Origin of the sequence: Herbaspirillum sp. RTI4 (genome assembly GCF_034313965.1) — a bacterium.
Lineage (GTDB): Bacteria > Pseudomonadota > Gammaproteobacteria > Burkholderiales > Burkholderiaceae_D > Herbaspirillum.
The window spans coordinates 1,674,917-1,690,366 of the sequence record NZ_JAVIWQ010000002.1; the positions used below are offsets into that span (position 1 = coordinate 1,674,917).

General features: G+C 55.5%; 12 protein-coding genes and 2 tRNA genes. 6 read left to right on the forward strand and 8 right to left on the reverse strand.

Annotated elements, in window-relative coordinates; all coding sequences use genetic code 11:
- Positions 1-40: 40 nt before the first annotated feature.
- Positions 41-403: a hypothetical protein gene (locus RGU70_RS07680; protein ID WP_322208805.1), complete on the reverse strand. Its 363-nt coding sequence runs from the start codon at positions 401-403 to the stop codon at positions 41-43.
- Between the two features lie 243 nt (positions 404-646).
- Between RGU70_RS07680 and RGU70_RS07685 the strand changes: the two genes are divergently transcribed.
- From RGU70_RS07685 to RGU70_RS07695, 3 genes are all read left to right on the forward strand, one after another.
- Positions 647-1,558: a LysR family transcriptional regulator gene (locus tag RGU70_RS07685; RefSeq protein ID WP_322208806.1), complete on the forward strand. Its 912-nt coding sequence runs from the start codon at positions 647-649 to the stop codon at positions 1,556-1,558.
- Positions 1,559-1,845: 287 nt separating this feature from the next.
- A complete protein-coding gene (locus tag RGU70_RS07690; RefSeq protein ID WP_322208807.1) occupies positions 1,846-3,162 on the forward strand; it encodes an MFS transporter in 1,317 nt (438 codons plus the stop codon).
- A gap of 188 nt (positions 3,163-3,350) precedes the next feature.
- Positions 3,351-4,334, forward strand: a complete 984-nt coding sequence (locus RGU70_RS07695) for a M14 family metallopeptidase (protein ID WP_322208808.1) — start codon at positions 3,351-3,353, stop codon at positions 4,332-4,334.
- Positions 4,335-4,533: 199 nt separating this feature from the next.
- Here the strand turns inward: RGU70_RS07695 and RGU70_RS07700 are convergent.
- From RGU70_RS07700 to RGU70_RS07715, 4 genes are all read right to left on the reverse strand, one after another.
- A tRNA-His gene (locus RGU70_RS07700) sits at positions 4,534-4,609 on the reverse strand.
- A 110-nt stretch (positions 4,610-4,719) separates the two neighbouring features.
- Positions 4,720-5,637, reverse strand: coding sequence for a glutamate racemase (gene murI / locus RGU70_RS07705; protein ID WP_322208809.1), 918 nt, complete (start codon positions 5,635-5,637; stop codon positions 4,720-4,722).
- Between the two features lie 21 nt (positions 5,638-5,658).
- Positions 5,659-7,200: a fumarate hydratase gene (locus RGU70_RS07710; RefSeq protein ID WP_322208810.1), complete on the reverse strand. Its 1,542-nt coding sequence runs from the start codon at positions 7,198-7,200 to the stop codon at positions 5,659-5,661.
- A 58-nt stretch (positions 7,201-7,258) separates the two neighbouring features.
- Positions 7,259-7,870: a YqhA family protein gene (locus RGU70_RS07715; protein WP_322208811.1), complete on the reverse strand. Its 612-nt coding sequence runs from the start codon at positions 7,868-7,870 to the stop codon at positions 7,259-7,261.
- Between the two features lie 272 nt (positions 7,871-8,142).
- Between RGU70_RS07715 and acs the strand changes: the two genes are divergently transcribed.
- From acs to RGU70_RS07730, 3 genes are all read left to right on the forward strand, one after another.
- Positions 8,143-10,125: an acetate--CoA ligase gene (gene acs / locus RGU70_RS07720; protein WP_322208812.1), complete on the forward strand. Its 1,983-nt coding sequence runs from the start codon at positions 8,143-8,145 to the stop codon at positions 10,123-10,125.
- Positions 10,126-10,319: 194 nt separating this feature from the next.
- On the forward strand, positions 10,320-10,793 hold the full coding sequence (locus RGU70_RS07725) for a GNA1162 family protein (RefSeq protein WP_322208813.1): 474 nt from the start codon (positions 10,320-10,322) through the stop codon (positions 10,791-10,793).
- A 145-nt stretch (positions 10,794-10,938) separates the two neighbouring features.
- Positions 10,939-11,029, forward strand: a tRNA-Ser gene (locus RGU70_RS07730).
- 204 nt (positions 11,030-11,233) lie between these two features.
- Here the strand turns inward: RGU70_RS07730 and RGU70_RS07735 are convergent.
- From RGU70_RS07735 to RGU70_RS07745, 3 genes are all read right to left on the reverse strand, one after another.
- Positions 11,234-12,265 carry a hypothetical protein gene (locus RGU70_RS07735; RefSeq protein WP_322208814.1) on the reverse strand — a complete coding sequence of 344 codons (1,032 nt, stop codon included), beginning with the start codon at positions 12,263-12,265 and terminating at the stop codon, positions 11,234-11,236.
- A 137-nt stretch (positions 12,266-12,402) separates the two neighbouring features.
- Positions 12,403-14,151: a diguanylate cyclase gene (locus RGU70_RS07740; protein ID WP_322208815.1), complete on the reverse strand. Its 1,749-nt coding sequence runs from the start codon at positions 14,149-14,151 to the stop codon at positions 12,403-12,405.
- Positions 14,152-14,727: 576 nt separating this feature from the next.
- Complete coding sequence (locus RGU70_RS07745; protein ID WP_322208816.1) at positions 14,728-15,156, reverse strand: RcnB family protein; 429 nt, start codon at positions 15,154-15,156, stop codon at positions 14,728-14,730.
- Positions 15,157-15,450 lie beyond the last annotated feature (294 nt).

The following is a 15,450-nucleotide window of genomic DNA, read 5'->3' on the forward strand; positions in this document are numbered from 1 at the left end:
GAATTATTCGGAAGGCGCCCGCGAGCGCCTTCTCTTTATATCAGCGGCAATTCGAACCGCGGCCGGACCGGGAGTCATCCAGGCGTACTGTCAATACCTGGGAAATTAAACTGATCCCGATTTCCGCAGAAATAAGCGGCAGCAAATAGAGGGCGACAGAAACGCCTGAGGCAAAAACCAGATCGTCTATCAGCGAAACGGTTTGGATGGCGATTTCGGCCAGACTGCGCAACAGGAACAGGCTGGCGGCGGAAGTCAGCGTGAAAATCACACCGTACAAAAGCATGGTTCTGCGTTGAATTTTATCTTTTCGCATCAGCGTGATGTACATGCCAAGCGGCAGGATCACGCAGAAAACAATCAGCGCGTGAAATTCGGGGTCAACGAATACGGATTCTTCCATGATCAGCTTACCTTTCTTGATGGGTGAGATTGGCTAGTTGCAGCCGGGGATGTGGTTACGGGGAGTGGCATCTGCTGGCATGTCTGGCCGAGATGCGCGGAAAAATTTTACTTCATCGGGTTGGTTTTTCGCATGGGATAAATGTGAGTTTTGGATCAGATTTAGCCTTGATTTTGTTATCTTGATGCGCCAGCCAGGACCGGCCAAAAGCAGTCTCGATGCCGGGATAAAAAAGGATGAAGCATGCAACTGACATGGCTTGAGGATTTTGTCGAGCTGGCGCGTACGCACAGCTTTTCCCGCGCGGCGGAAAATCGTTTCGTCACGCATCCTGCCTTCGGACGGCGTATCCGGGCGCTGGAGCAGTGGGTTGGTGCCGCGCTGGTAGAGCGCAAGCAGCCGGTATCGCTGACGCCGGCCGGTGTCTTGTTCCTTGATGCGGCCATGCATACGATTGATGTATTGCATGCGGCCCGCGCTCAATTGCATGACGCAACGCTGCGGCCGGAAGAAACGCTGCGCATTGCCACCGGCCGCACGCTAGCCAAAACATTTTTTCCCGATTGGTACGATGCGCTGAATCAGCGTTGCGGGCCGTTTCTGGTATCGCTCAGCACCGGCGGAGCGCAAGAGCTGATCATGCGTCTGTCGGCGGGCGATGCCGATCTGCTGGTCATGTATTCCAGTCCCACTACGCGATTGTTGATCGATCCACTGCGCTTTGAGTCGATCACTATCGACCGCGAAATTCTATTGCCGGTCAGCGCCCCGAATACCAAAGGGCGTCCCAAGTTCCGACTTCCCTCTACCGGCCCGACGCCGGTTCCATGGCTGGCTTTCGCGCCTTCACTGACCCTGCGCGGCGTGCTGGCCCATCATCTGGCGGGTTTGCCGCAAAAACTGTCGCTGCGGATGGCGTATCAGGCCGATTCCTACGAATCGATTCTGGAAATGGCCAAGCGCGGGACGGGCGTGGCGTGGCTGCCGAAACGACTGGTGCAGGAGGAACTGTCGAAGGGGCAGTTGCTGGTCATCGGTGACGCTGCCATGCGTGCCGGCTTCGATATTTCCCTCTGCCGTTTGCGCGGCAACACTAACGCGCAGGTCGCCGCCATCTGGGAGAGTGCGGTGTCGGATGCCGCTGCACACGTCTGAGAATCCCTTCCGCCTGCTTGCACAAGCGGTCAGTCCCCCATCCGTAGCAAAAAGCACAAGCCTGTGCCGAAACGGCAATGAGTCCTGAGTCGGGCTCCCTATACTTCTGCAAGTCCATCAATATGGTTTCCAACAGGGCTACAAGCTGTTCGCGAGAAGTCGCGGCCTTGTGGCGCAGGAACATCGATGTGGCAATCGCTACTCTTGCAGTTCTGGACATCAACAAGAGCGCTTCACCGGATGCCTGTGCTGCCGCGTGGAACGCATAACAATCCCGGAGACTCACCATGGCAGCACCGCTTCATCCCGCCGAATCAGGCGTAAAGCCAGTCCTCGTAAAACGCAATCCCTGGAAAGAAATTTGCGCAGCGAGTATCGGCAATGCGCTCGAGTTTTACGATTTGCTGATCTACGGTTATTTCGCCATCGTGATTGCCAAACTGTTTTTCCCCGCCGCAGATGAAACCACTTCTCTGCTGCTCAGTGTCGGCACCTTTGGCATTTCATTCATCATGCGACCGCTAGGCGCCATTATTTTAGGATCGTATGCAGACCGGGCCGGACGCAAGGCCTCGCTGACCTTGTCGATCATGATCATGATGGTCGGTACCGCGATGATTGCCTTTGCCCCGACGTATTCCCAGATCGGCATCGCCTCGCCGCTGCTCATCATCGTTGCCCGAATGCTGCAAGGGTTTTCCACCGGAGGTGAGTTTGGCGCGGCGACTGCTTTCATGGTGGAACATGCCGATGCTAAACGTCGCGGTTTCTTCGCCAGCTGGCAGCTCTCAACGCAAGGGCTGGCCACCGTGCTTGCCGCCGGCATCAGCGCGCTGCTCAGCTATACGCTGACCGATATGCAGATGGAAAGCTGGGGCTGGCGGGTGGCTTTTTGTTTTGGTTTGCTGGTGGGGCCGGTCGGACTGTACATTCGCAGCCAGATCGACGAAACGCCGGAATTCAAAAAAATCCTCGCCGTTCAACCCGAGAAATCGCCGCTGCGCGAAGTGCTGGTGCATGACCGTCTGAACCTGGTGCTGGCCATCGGTGTGGTTGCCGGCGCAACGGCATTCAACTACGTCCATAAGCTGTACATGCCGACGTATGCGCTCAAGCAATTGCACATCCCCGCCACGTCCTCATTCCTGAGCGCGATGGTCACCGGGCTGGTGCTGATGATTACCGCGCCTATCTTCGGTACCTTGTCGGATCGTTACGGACGCTTTCGCGTGCTGTCGGTCGCATTGCTGCTGGTGGGGCTGACCTCGTATCCGCTGTTCCTGGCGCTGACTCAATGGCCGACGGTTGGCACGCTGCTGATGGTGCAGGCGCTGGTCGGCTTGTTGATTGCCGCTTCTTTAGGGCCGATACCGGCCATGCTGTCCGATATTTTCCCTACCCGGACGCGCGGTACCGGGCTGGCGCTGAGCTATAACTTTTCGGTGACGCTGTTCGGCGGGTTTGCGCCGCTGATCGTGACCTGGATGATCGCTTCCACCGGAAGCAAACTGGCCCCCAGTTTTTATGTGATGGGGACGGCGCTCATCAGTATTGCCGCCGTATGGTTCCTTGGCCGTCGCATGGCGCGGCGCGGGAGCATCTGATTAAGCTGCTGCGCGACACAATTTCAGCGCCCGCTGTACCCAACCCGCTGCGCTGTTTAGCCTGAGCTTGTGCTGCTCGCCAGGCTTGCTCAGAGGTTCCGGTATCGGTATGGGGTAGTTAGTAGAAGTGTTTTTTTACCGTACGGCAGCACAGGCCGACGGCAATTTTTCGAGAGGGAGTTGACTCAATGAATACCCTGGAACACATTCGCGCCCAATTGCAAGCGTATCCGATCGAGGTCGATTTTCCTGCGATTTTAAAATGGAAAGACGGGAATGCCGGTGTCGATTACGTGCATAGTTTCGACAGCGGCCTTGCCGGCCCGCACGTCATGATCGTTGCGCTGACACATGGTAATGAAGTCAGCGGTGCTATTGCGGTCGACAAGCTGTTGCAACTCAGATTACGTCCGCAAAAAGGCCGCGTCACGCTCGCGTTCGGCAATGTCGAGGCCTATGCGCGTTTCGACAGCGCTCATCCTGATGCGACGCGTTTTGTCGATGAAGACATGAACCGCGTCTGGTCTCCCTCCCGGCTCGACAGCACAGATGATTCGCTGGAACTGCGCCGTGCGCGGGCGCTGCGGCCGATCGTCGATAGTGTCGATTTTTTGCTGGATATTCATTCCATGCACGAAGAAGCGCCGCCGCTGATGATGAGTGGCCCGCTGGATAAAGGGATTCGCTTCGCCGCTGAAATCGGCGTGCCGGAAAACGTGATTGTCGATGCCGGTCATCCCAACGGAACGCGGATGCGCGACTACGGCGGTTTTGGTGATGCCGCCAGTGCCAAGAATGCTTTGCTGATTGAGACCGGGCAGCATTTTTCGGTTCTCAGCCGAGATGTCGCGCTGGATGCCGCATCGCGCTTCCTGATTGCGACCGGTGTGGTTGCGGCGGCGGATCTGGCGGAGTTTCTGGTGGCGGAAAAACCTGCCGCTCAGCGTTTGCTGCAAGTCACGCAGCCTATCGTTGCCGACACGATGGATTTCACCTTTGCGCAGGATTTTCGCGGACTGGAACTGATCGGGCAGGCCGGTACCGTGATCGCGCGTGACGGTGCGCGGGAAATTGTCACGCCTTACGACAACTGCGTCATTGTGCAGCCTTCGCTGCGCCATCTTGGACCGGGTGTGACAGTGATGCGTCTGGCGCGTGTGATTGGGGCTTAATTACCGGGCTATTCTTTGGCTTTGCCCGCTTGTTGTTCGTACGTTTGCTGTTTGTATTTAGGCACCTGTACTGCGTCCGTACATCGGCAATCCGGGCTGCCGCGTCACTGAGCGGTTCAGGAACTTTTTTCTAGAGTGGAAAATAAAAAAAGAGTTACAAGCTTAAGCCTGTAACTCTTTTTATTTGCTGCCAATTCTGTGGGGTGGACGACGGGGCTCGAACCCGCGACAACAGGAATCACAATCCTGGACTCTACCAACTGAGCTACGACCACCACTGCCGGGAATCCCGCACTTGACGCACGGAATTAACGAAGAAGAAGATTATACGAAATTGGCGCGACTCTGGCAAATGAATTACCAAAAACCTGCGTCAAAACCGGTTTTAGCGGGCAATAAGCGTATTAACTAGCGGTAATGATGGGCTCGCCTCCCCTGTTTTTTGCGCTTCGATCGCTAAGACGGATGGGCTGATCGTCAGCAGGACGTCGAAAGCCCGGGACAAACTGCTCGCGCTGCCCGTCGTGAATGCATTGAGGACGCCAGGCTGAGTGGACGGATTTTCCAGGCCAGCAATATGCAATTGACGTCGCAATTCCCGCGACACCGCCTGTCCGGTATCGATAAGACGGAATCCGGTTTTCCCCTCGGCATCCAGCAACTCGGTGATCAGTGCGCTCACGAAGGGGTAATGGGTACAACCCAACACCAGCGTATCGGCACCCTGTTCCAGCAACGGCGTCAGGTAGCGGTGCAGCAGCAGGGCAGTCTGGGGCGAATGAAGCTCTCCCTTTTCGATTTGCTCTACCAGTCCGACGCAGGCCTGTGTAATAAAGCGCACGCCAGTCGTTGCACCGATCTGATCGCGCAAGGCTAGAAAGCGCTTGCTGGCGACGGTGCTGCGGGTAGCAAACACACCAACGATCTTCGATGTGCTTTGCAGCGCAGCCGGCTTCAGTCCGGGTTCTACACCGATGAGGATCAGCGCCGGATAGCGCGCACGCAGCGCTTGAATGGCGGCGGCGGTGGCGGTATTGCAAGCCACTACCAGCGCTTTGACCTTGCGATCCAGAAGGAAGGCGGCAACGGCCAGCGAGCGGGTGACGATGTCACTGTCGCTGCGCTCGCCATAAGGGGCGAAGCCGGAGTCGGCGAAATACAGCAGATGCTCGCCCGGCAGCGCCTGCTGGATGTGCCGCAGAACCGACAAGCCGCCCACGCCGGAATCGAAAACGCCGATCGGCGCATCAGCGCCCTTGGCTGAGATCAAGGGCGTAGTCTGCGGCAAATCGGCGTTCTTCATCTTATCGGCGCTACTCTTTATTTACTGAACGGAAACGGGAATCTTGCTCAGCGCTGAGTGGCTGGCGATCCGTTCTTTCCACTCTTGCGGGCCGGTGTTATGGACCGAGACGCCGTTGGAATCGACGGCGACTGTGACCGGCATATCCTTGACATCGAATTCATAAATCGCTTCCATGCCCAGATCGGCAAAGCCCAGTACCCGCGCCGATTTGATTGCTTTCGACACCAGATAGGCCGCACCGCCGACGGCCATGAGGTAGGCCGATTTGTGTTTGCGGATGGATTCGATCGCTTCAGGGCCGCGCTCGGACTTGCCGATCATGGAAATCAAGCCGGTCTGTTCCAGCATCATGTCGGTAAATTTATCCATGCGCGTGGCGGTAGTAGGGCCGGCCGGACCGACGACTTCATCGCGTACCGGATCGACCGGGCCAACGTAATAGATGACGCGGTTGGTGAAATCGACCGGCAGTTTTTCACCCTTGGCCAGCATCTCCTGAATGCGTTTGTGCGCGGCGTCGCGACCGGTCAGCATCTTGCCGTTCAACAGAAGTGTTTGCCCCGGTTTCCAGGCGGCGACTTCTTCCTTGGTCAGCGTGTCCAGATTCACGCGTTGCGATTTTTCAGTGTCCGGCGTCCAGTGCACGGCCGGCCAGTCCGACAGCGACGGCGGCTCCATGTAGGCCGGGCCGGAACCATCCAGCACGAAGTGGCCGTGACGGGTCGCGGCGCAGTTCGGGATCATCGCCACTGGCTTCGAGGCGGCATGGGTCGGGTACATCATGATCTTGACGTCCAGCACCGTGGTCAGACCGCCCAGTCCTTGCGCGCCGATACCGAGTGCGTTCACTTTTTCAAACAGTTCGATGCGCAATTCCTCGCGCTTGTCGTTCGGGCCGCGCTTGAGCAAGTCGTACATGTCGATATCTTCCATCAACACTTCCTTGGCCATCAGCACGGCTTTTTCTGCTGTGCCGCCGATACCTATGCCCAGCATGCCCGGAGGACACCAGCCGGCGCCCATGGTCGGGACGGTTTTCAATACCCAGTCCACGATGGAGTCGGAAGGATTGAGCATCACCATCTTGCTCTTGTTTTCCGATCCGCCGCCCTTGGCTGCGATGCGCACATCGATGGTGTTGCCAGGGACCAGTTCCATGTGAATGACAGCAGGGGTGTTGTCCTTGGTATTTTTACGGTCGAAATGCGGGTCTGCCACGATGGACGCACGCAGCACATTGTCGGGATTCAGATAGCCTTGTCGCACGCCTTGATTGACCGCATCCGCGACCGAGCCGGAGAAGCCTTCCAGGCGCACGCCCATGCCGACTTTCAGGAAGACGTTAACGATGCCCGTGTCCTGACAGATAGGCCGTTTTCCTTCCGCGCACATGCGTGAATTGGTCAGGATTTGCGCAATCGCATCCTTGGCCGCAGGACTTTGCTCGCTTTCATACGCACGCGCCAGATGCTGGATGTAATCGGCCGGATGGTAGTAGCTGATGTATTGCAGAGCGGCGGCGACGGATTCGATGAGATCGTCTTGCTTGATGATGGTCATGGCTGGTTTTCTCGAGTGGATATGAGGGGGCAGGGCTGATGCAATAGGGCGATCTGGTTCAATGTTCTTTCTGTGGCAGCGTGTGCGACATCAGCTTGTCGCAATAGGCGATGGCCAGTGCAGAGACGAGAAAGGTCAGGTGGATCGCGGTTTGCGCCACCAGTGCCTTGACATCATAGGCGTTGGCATTGATGAAGGTTTTCAGCAAATGGATAGAGGAGATGCCGATGATCGCCGTCGCCAGTTTGACTTTCAGCACTGAGGCATTGACGTGCGACAGCCATTCCGGCTGGTCTGGGTGGCTTTCCAGATTCATGCGCGAAACGAAGGTTTCGTAGCCGCCGACGATCACCATGATCAGCAGATTGGAAATCATCACCACATCAATCAGACCCAGCACCACCAGCATGATGGTCGATTCGTTGAGCGAAGTTGGTCGCGGCATACCGTTGACGGCCACCGCATCAAGGATATGCGCCAGCGATTGCATATTGCCAAAGACCGCGCCGATCAGATCGCTCAGTTCGACCCAGAAATGATAAACATAGACGCACTGCGCCAGAATCAGCCCCAGGTACAGCGGTAATTGCAGCCAGCGGCTCATGAAAATGATTTTTGGCAGCCAGCCGATTGCCGGTGCTGTCTTTGTTGCGTCAGAGGGAGTGGGCATATTTTCCATGTGTAATCTGAATCTTTCCTTGGATGCTGTGCTGAAAAGCGGAGTGGGAATATTCATTATTGCCTTAAGCCCGGAAGTTCCACGGGCCTGCTGGCAGCCTGCTATTTTACACGCCGGCACCTTGCTTCGCGCGTACACTTGCCTGAGCCGAACCGGCCCATGCTGACCGTTCGCAAGGAAAATTGTGTAAGGACTCAGTAAGAGTAAAAGTCTACTGTGACTTAAAACATTACAATAACCAGTTCACCGGCAGGAGACCCATTGTGGCTGACATCGAAACCTTCAAGCAGGAAAACCGCGTTTTTCTTCCCCCAGCCGAGTTTGTACGGCAAGCCAATATCTCCGGCATGGAGGCTTACCACGCACTGTGCGCCGAAGCCGAGCAGGACTATGAGGGTTTTTGGGCTCGCCTCGCTCGCGAACAATTGCAGTGGAGTAAGCCGTTTACTAAAACGCTGAACGAAGCCGACGCGCCTTTCTACAAATGGTTCGAAGACGGCCAGCTCAATGTCTCTTACAACTGCCTTGATGTGCATCTCAGTAATGGCAACGCTGACAAGACCGCCATCATTTTCGAGACCGACGACGGCAAAGTTGCGCGGGTCAGTTTCCGCGAACTGCATCAAAAGGTCTGCCGCTTCGCCAATGCGCTCAAGGCGCGGGGCGTAGTCAAGGGCGACCGTGTCGTTATCTATATGCCGATGTCGATCGAAGGCGTGGTCGCCATGCAAGCCTGCGCCCGCATCGGCGCAACGCATTCGGTGGTATTCGGCGGCTTCTCCGCCAAATCGCTGCATGAACGTATCGTCGATGCCGGCGCAGTGGTCGTAGTCACCGCCGACGAACAAGTGCGCGGCGGCAAGCATTTGCCGCTCAAAGCGATTGTCGACGAAGCGCTCGCAATTGGCGGCTGCGACACGATTCGCAATGTCATCGTTTATAAACGCACAGGCGGTCAGGGCGCATGGACAGAAGGCCGCGACCTCTGGATGCACGAGATCGTCGCCGATGAAGCCGATACCTGCGAAGCCGTTGCCGTCGATGCGGAACATCCCTTATTCATTCTCTACACCTCGGGTTCGACCGGCAAACCCAAGGGCGTGCAGCACTCGTCCGCCGGATTCCTGCTGTGGGCCAAGCTGACGATGCAGTGGACCTTCGACATCAAGCCCGACGATATCTACTGGTGTACCGCCGATATCGGCTGGATCACCGGGCATACCTATATCACCTACGGCCCGTTGGCCTCGGGCACTACGCAGATCATCTTCGAAGGCGTGCCGACCTATCCGAATGCGGGACGTTTCTGGGACATGGTTCAGCGGCACAAGGCCACCATTTTCTACACAGCACCTACTGCCATCCGTTCCCTGATCAAGGCGGCGGAAGCGGACGAAAAAATCCATCCGAGTCAATACGATCTGAGCTCGCTGCGGCTGCTGGGATCGGTCGGCGAACCGATCAATCCTGAAGCCTGGATGTGGTACTACAAAAATATTGGCGGGGAGCGCTGTCCCATCGTCGATACGTTCTGGCAAACCGAAACCGGCGGACATGTGATTTCGCCCTTGCCCGGCGCGACGCCGCAAGTGCCGGGCTCCTGCACCTTACCCTTGCCCGGCATCATGGCAGTGATCGTCGATGAAACCGGGCATGAACTGCCCAACGGCAGCGGCGGCATTCTGGTCATCAAGCGTCCGTGGCCGTCGATGATCCGCACGATCTGGAACGATCCTGAACGGTTCAAGAAAAGCTATTTCCCTGAAGAACTGGGTGGCCATATTTATCTCGCCGGCGACGGCGCGATACGCAATCCCGAGAACGGTTATTTCACGATTACCGGCCGTATCGACGATGTGTTGAACGTCTCGGGTCACCGCATGGGGACGATGGAAATCGAATCCGCGCTGGTGGCGCATCCTATGGTGGCGGAAGCTGCCGTGGTCGGCAAACCGGACGCCACTACCGGCGAATCGATCTGCGCTTTCGTGGTGCTAAAGCGTTCGCGTCCTACCGGCGAAGAAGCCAAACAGCTCGCCAAGGAATTGCGCGACTGGGTCGGCAAGGAAATCGGCCCCATTGCCAAACCGAAGGAAATCCGTTTCGGCGACAACTTGCCGAAAACGCGTTCCGGCAAGATCATGCGGCGCCTGCTGCGAGTACTGGCCAAGGGCGATGAGATTACGCAGGATATTTCCACACTGGAAAATCCGGCCATTCTGGATCAGCTCAAAGAAGCGCAATAGTCACATCAGCTCCGGCTGATTCTTGCCGGAGTAGCATTCCCGATTCAACTGCACGAGATTCATCCTGAACCGCGCTCATCCTTGTGATGGCGCGGTTTTTTTATGCTTCAAAATTTTGTGACGTCACTGGGGTCTGTTGACGGTTCATTGACGAGTGCGAACGCGCGGCAGGCGGTGACTGCCTAGGCACAGCGATGCGTGGTAGCGGGGCTACGGCAAGGAGCTGCAACAACGGTGCCCTGATCGACGAAACGCTCAAACGCAACGGATTGAGCAACGCCTCTGATATTCAGGGAATTCCGCCCGCCAAGCTACAGGAAATTTTCGGTGCCGATGCGGCTTTGTATGTCACCGTAAAGCAGTACGGCGCTTCCTATCGGATCATTAAAAGTGTCGTGACGGTAACGGCCGATGCCAAATTACTGGATCTGAAAAGCGGCGTGCTGCTCTGGGATGGTTCCGCATCCGCCTCTAGTGAAGAAGGGGGGAATACTTCGGTCGGAGGTTTAGTCGGGATACTGGTGTCGGCGGCCATTAATCAAGTGATTAACAATGTGACGGAGGCAAGTCACAAGATGGCGGGAATAACCAGCGAACGATTGCTGGCCGCCGGCAGCAAGAATGGCATTTTGTATGGCCCTTACTCTCCGAGATATGGCGCAGACTGATCATGTCGATATCCAATTTCCTGCGCGTCAAGGAGATGGTATCCGCCATCCTCATGCAAGGTGGTGAGACATTTACATAAAGGGTCGATTCCGCGGGGATTTTTTGCTATAATAAGCGGCTTCGTTAAAAGCGAAGAAGAATACAGGAGAGATGGATGAGTGGTTTAAGTCGCACGCCTGGAAAGCGTGTGTAGGTTCATAGCCTACCGGGGGTTCGAATCCCCCTTTCTCCGCCAAGTACATAGCAAACGTTGTCTAAGTTTGCAAAAAAGCCCCTAAGTAATCAACGACTTAGGGGCTTTTTTACGTCTATAGCGCCAAAGTTTGCCTATTGCCTATTGCCTATTGCCTATTGCCTATGACTATTGGCTGCCGACTGCCACGTTTTTTTTGGGGCATTCTTGGAGGCATACATCAAAAACAGGGTGGCGATTCCCTCGTCAAACCCGCCAGGCCCCATCCCGATACACAAGCTCGTCATCAAGGTAAACCGCCTCCGTCACCGCAAACACGTCAACGTGATAACGCGCAGTCGCACGCCGGATATTGGCCTTGTTATAGACCCCATGCTTGGCTCCGAGCGACAGATGGATTCCGCACATCCGCTCGTAGGTGCCAATATCGTCGACCATTCGCTCCCGTGAAAACGCACGGTTCATGCCAAAGCCGAGCTCGCGCAACCACACCTCGCCCTCATCGGCCCGAATCTCGGCTATCACCTGATCGAAATCCGGTGTGGAGTCCATCACCTCGCTCACCCGGCCTTTGGTAATCACCAAGGTAATGGCTTTTTCCGGTTTGTTGACCCGAAATGAGGTGTCGCCAAAAACAAAAATGCGTACGCGCCCGTTGACCGTCTCCAGGTCTTGCGCTTCGGTAAACACTTCTCCTATCGGGAACTGGCCACCGACGTTATTCATTTCGCGGTAGTCGCCGACGTTCAGCTTTGCCGACTCGAACGGCCCGGCAAAGACCAGACGCTCACCGCCGCTATCGACCACGCCGCCGTGCGCGCGATCAATGCGCGCTTTCAGGGCATAGCCAAGGTCGCGGTAGTACGTCGGGTCATAGGCCAGTGAATTGATGTAGTAGTCGGCTTGTGAGCCGGTCATGCGCGACAGATGGGGATGCTCTATGACCTTGAGCGAACGCTTGAACAGCTCGACGCGCAGGCGGAAAGCCTCAAGCCGAAAATTGGTGGATTGAATCAGTATCACCAGATCGCCGGCTTCCAGCAGGGCGAAAGCAGCCAGGATAGCGTCCGGCGTGACCGTATCAAAATCGATAAAGTTTGCCGTTGGCAGGCAGCGCCGATAGGCTGCTGTCAGGACGACTGCGAGTTCGCAACGCGTATCGGCCACCACTACGGCGACACGCGGGGGTGCATGCTCAATCGCAATGCTAAGTATGTCGTGCAGATGTTTTTGCGCCACATCAACCGACTCCCTGGTGATCGTGCCGAAGGAGGGCATGGCTGGTTCTTGGTTTTCTATCGTGTGCATCGTCAATTGATCGCGTCAGGAAGTCGTGGAAAAGTCATTGAAGGGACGACATCACAAGGGCGCACCTTTGCCTGTCAGAAGGATGCGGCAAGTTTAGCGCACTACATTCAGGTGTTCGTTAACGCAGTCAAAGCAGCTTCCTGGACCTGATTGCGGCCATTGTTCTTGGCCTGATAGAGGGCCTGATCGGCGCGCCAGATGAGTATGTCGAGGCTGCTGTCGTCGTTGTATTCGGCCACACCGAAGCTGGCGCTGACGCGTAGCGCATCCCCGGAAACCAGTTGGATGCTGGCCGTCATCAGCGCCTGGCGAACTTTTTCAGCGACGTGGCTTGCTTCTATCAGACTCGTATGCGGCAGCAGCATCAGGAATTCTTCTCCACCGTAACGGACCACGATATCGGATTTCCTGTAGATCAGGCGACATAACTCGGCAACATGTTTGAGTACTTCGTCGCCGTTTTGATGGCCGTGATCGTCGTTGACCTGCTTGAAGTGATCGATATCCATCAATATCAGCGACAGTTCAGTGCCATAGCGCTGCGCCGTGGCAAAAATTTGTTCGCCCTGCAGGAAAAAGGCGCGACGATTGAGTAGTCCGGTCAGGAAGTCGGTATCCGAAGAGTTCTGTAGTTGGGTGATCAGCGCTTCACGTTCCTCTTCGAGGAAAACGCGAGCAATGCAACTGGCTTTGAATGCTTCCATTGCCCTGAACAGGTTGCTGATTTCATAGACGCCGGTTGGTCGCGGTATTTCCTTATGCAGTTCACCGTTGGCCAGCGAGACGAACAAATTCGTCGACTCCAGCACGGGAGTGATGATGCGTCGATAGAAGGTGCGCAGTAGTACATAAAAAATCAGCAGCGACAGGGTGCCGATGCCTATCGTTGCGGCGAGCGCCTGTTTGGCCCGGGCGACATGAATCTCTGCTTCATGGCGAGTGTCACTGAGTAGCAGATCGCGCAGATTGAGAATGCTCTTCATGGTTGGCACGTAGCGTTGCGCCAGCTGGCTGGTAGTGATGCCGTAGTTGCCTGATTGGAGTCCGATATCTATCAGGCCGTTGAGCATCGGCAGACCTTTGTTGAAATACTCGGTATTGATGGCTAGTAGCGCCGCTTGTATAGCGGGGCTGCTTTGATGATCGTGCCGTCGCAGGGCAAGAATTTCGCGCATCTGCTCAGCGCGTCCTTCCAATTTGGCGATGTCGATTATTTCGCTCGATTGCAGTGGCCTGTGGGCCGCTACGGCGCCGGTGAATTTGGAGCCGATCTGGCCGGCATACTCTCGCAGGTGAGCGGCCAGGCGCACGCCGTCGATACCATCGCGCAACGAGGGATCGACTTTTAAGGTACGGACAGACAGATCACTGTTGGCCTGCAAAGAGTGCCGGATCAGAGCAATCATCGAATCGACTGCCTCTTTGATCGCGGCAGCGCTGCGCGAGGTGAGAGGCATCGCCGCCAGTCGGTCTACATTCAGACGGGCCTGCGTCAGCTCTTCACGCAGGGACAAAATATTAGCGATGACCGGCTGATAATCCGCACGGTGAGCGGCCTGCATCGCGTCGAGCATGTTCTTGATAGCCTGATCGCTGTTGGAGCGAGCCGTACTTAGCCGGAGGCGTGCTTCCGGTGCCTCATCCCTATCCGTCCCCAACAGACTGTTGGCCGGGCCACGCTCTACCGAAATCAACTCCATGACCTTGAGCGACAGTCTGAGATCATCAATCACGTTAATGCTTGCTGCCCCGTCTTTATAGGAACCCCATTGCGTCGCCACCAGACCTGCCGTCAGCAAAAGGCAAAGTGACATCAAGGCAAAGGAGATAAGCCAGAACAGGCGGGTTAAAGACATAGGTTGTCCGAAATATGATTTTCAAAAATAATCAAAAGATTAGTCCGGTCGATTTAGCAATTCCTTTGAATCTATTGATCTTGATGCAGGGGAGGGCGCATCTTCGCATAAGACTGACAGGAGGATATTATTTTGAGAGGAGTTTCAACCAGATATGTTGCTGGATGCATATTTTGTGGGCAATTATAGGCTCTTGCTGTCGCATTTTCACTTGTTAAAATCATTCTAAATTGATTTTAAAAAAACATATTAAATGATTATTAATGGATTTATGGTGCATCTTCGCGAATTTTTATCATTTTCCCGTTAATACGGCGGGTTTTCCCGGAGCAGGATGGTGCGGCTGACTGGTTCGATTCTATTTTTGCATCCAGTTTTGCTCGCAGATTTCCAGGCAGGAATGCCGCTGGCGCAATACGCGGCCGATCACCACGTTGTCGGACTGGCGCAGGCATTGGTTTTCGTCGGGAAACATTAAAAAACCGGATTGCAGGAAATCGCAATCCGGTTCGATAAGACCGCTCCCGGTGTTTTTGCAATTAGCAACTTGCAAAGCCAAGGGGCGTTGATGACTGTTTAATGACCTAACAACAATTGCATGATGATGCCGGTGCCGATGGCTACCAGAACATAGTCGCCGCCGGTCTGCACCCAATGGTAGCCGCGTGGAGGCGCACTCAAGCGGTGCCCGCGCCAGTCGTCCACCACATACTGGCGTTCGCGGTATTGTGGCGGCAGGCGATTGCCGCGACGGAAGGCGTGATCCGGGCCTGCGCCGCGCTCATCGCCTCTGAAATCAGGGCGGCCTTGCGGGCCACGGTGGTCATCCCGGTTGTCGCGGTGGTCACGGTCGTCATGGTCATTGCGGCGATCGTTGCCGCCACGATCATCTCCCCGTTGCTGCTCATGCTGGTCATTTCTACGGCCGTTATCTTGGGCGAACGCCAGGTTACCCGTGCAAAGGGTGGCGGCAATGAGGGCTGAAACGATTATCTTGTTTTTCATGCAAACTCCATTTCGTTCATGTCGCTAGGCAGGATTGCCGGGATGCCCGGGTTATTGTGCGGGTCTTTGTTTTGATACTTTACTTGTACTACACATGCACTTGGTCTGTAAGTAAGTTTCTGTAAGAGAACTTACATTTGGCCGGGCGACCAGTGCGTCTCTCGTGACAGCTAATTTATATGAGATTTGAAAAAAACAAAAACAACACTAAAAATCACAATATAAATAGCATTATTTCTGGAATATGTTCAATCTAACGCGCTAAATCGATTAGAATTTAAGCGCGAATCACTT

What these genes read in the sequence shown, in the direction of transcription:
- RGU70_RS07680 (WP_322208805.1), bottom strand. Translation starts at nt 403, where the DNA reads ATGGAAGAATCCGTATTCGTTGACCCCGAATTTCACGCGCTGATTGTT.
- RGU70_RS07685 (WP_322208806.1), top strand. Translation starts at nt 647, where the DNA reads ATGCAACTGACATGGCTTGAGGATTTTGTCGAGCTGGCGCGTACGCAC.
- RGU70_RS07735 (WP_322208814.1), bottom strand. Translation starts at nt 12,265, where the DNA reads ATGCCCTCCTTCGGCACGATCACCAGGGAGTCGGTTGATGTGGCGCAA.
- RGU70_RS07745 (WP_322208816.1), bottom strand. Translation starts at nt 15,156, where the DNA reads ATGAAAAACAAGATAATCGTTTCAGCCCTCATTGCCGCCACCCTTTGC.
- RGU70_RS07695 (WP_322208808.1), top strand. Translation starts at nt 3,351, where the DNA reads ATGAATACCCTGGAACACATTCGCGCCCAATTGCAAGCGTATCCGATC.
- RGU70_RS07725 (WP_322208813.1), top strand. Translation starts at nt 10,320, where the DNA reads ATGCGTGGTAGCGGGGCTACGGCAAGGAGCTGCAACAACGGTGCCCTG.
- RGU70_RS07710 (WP_322208810.1), bottom strand. Translation starts at nt 7,200, where the DNA reads ATGACCATCATCAAGCAAGACGATCTCATCGAATCCGTCGCCGCCGCT.
- RGU70_RS07740 (WP_322208815.1), bottom strand. Translation starts at nt 14,151, where the DNA reads ATGTCTTTAACCCGCCTGTTCTGGCTTATCTCCTTTGCCTTGATGTCA.
- RGU70_RS07715 (WP_322208811.1), bottom strand. Translation starts at nt 7,870, where the DNA reads ATGCCCACTCCCTCTGACGCAACAAAGACAGCACCGGCAATCGGCTGG.
- RGU70_RS07690 (WP_322208807.1), top strand. Translation starts at nt 1,846, where the DNA reads ATGGCAGCACCGCTTCATCCCGCCGAATCAGGCGTAAAGCCAGTCCTC.
- murI (WP_322208809.1), bottom strand. Translation starts at nt 5,637, where the DNA reads ATGAAGAACGCCGATTTGCCGCAGACTACGCCCTTGATCTCAGCCAAG.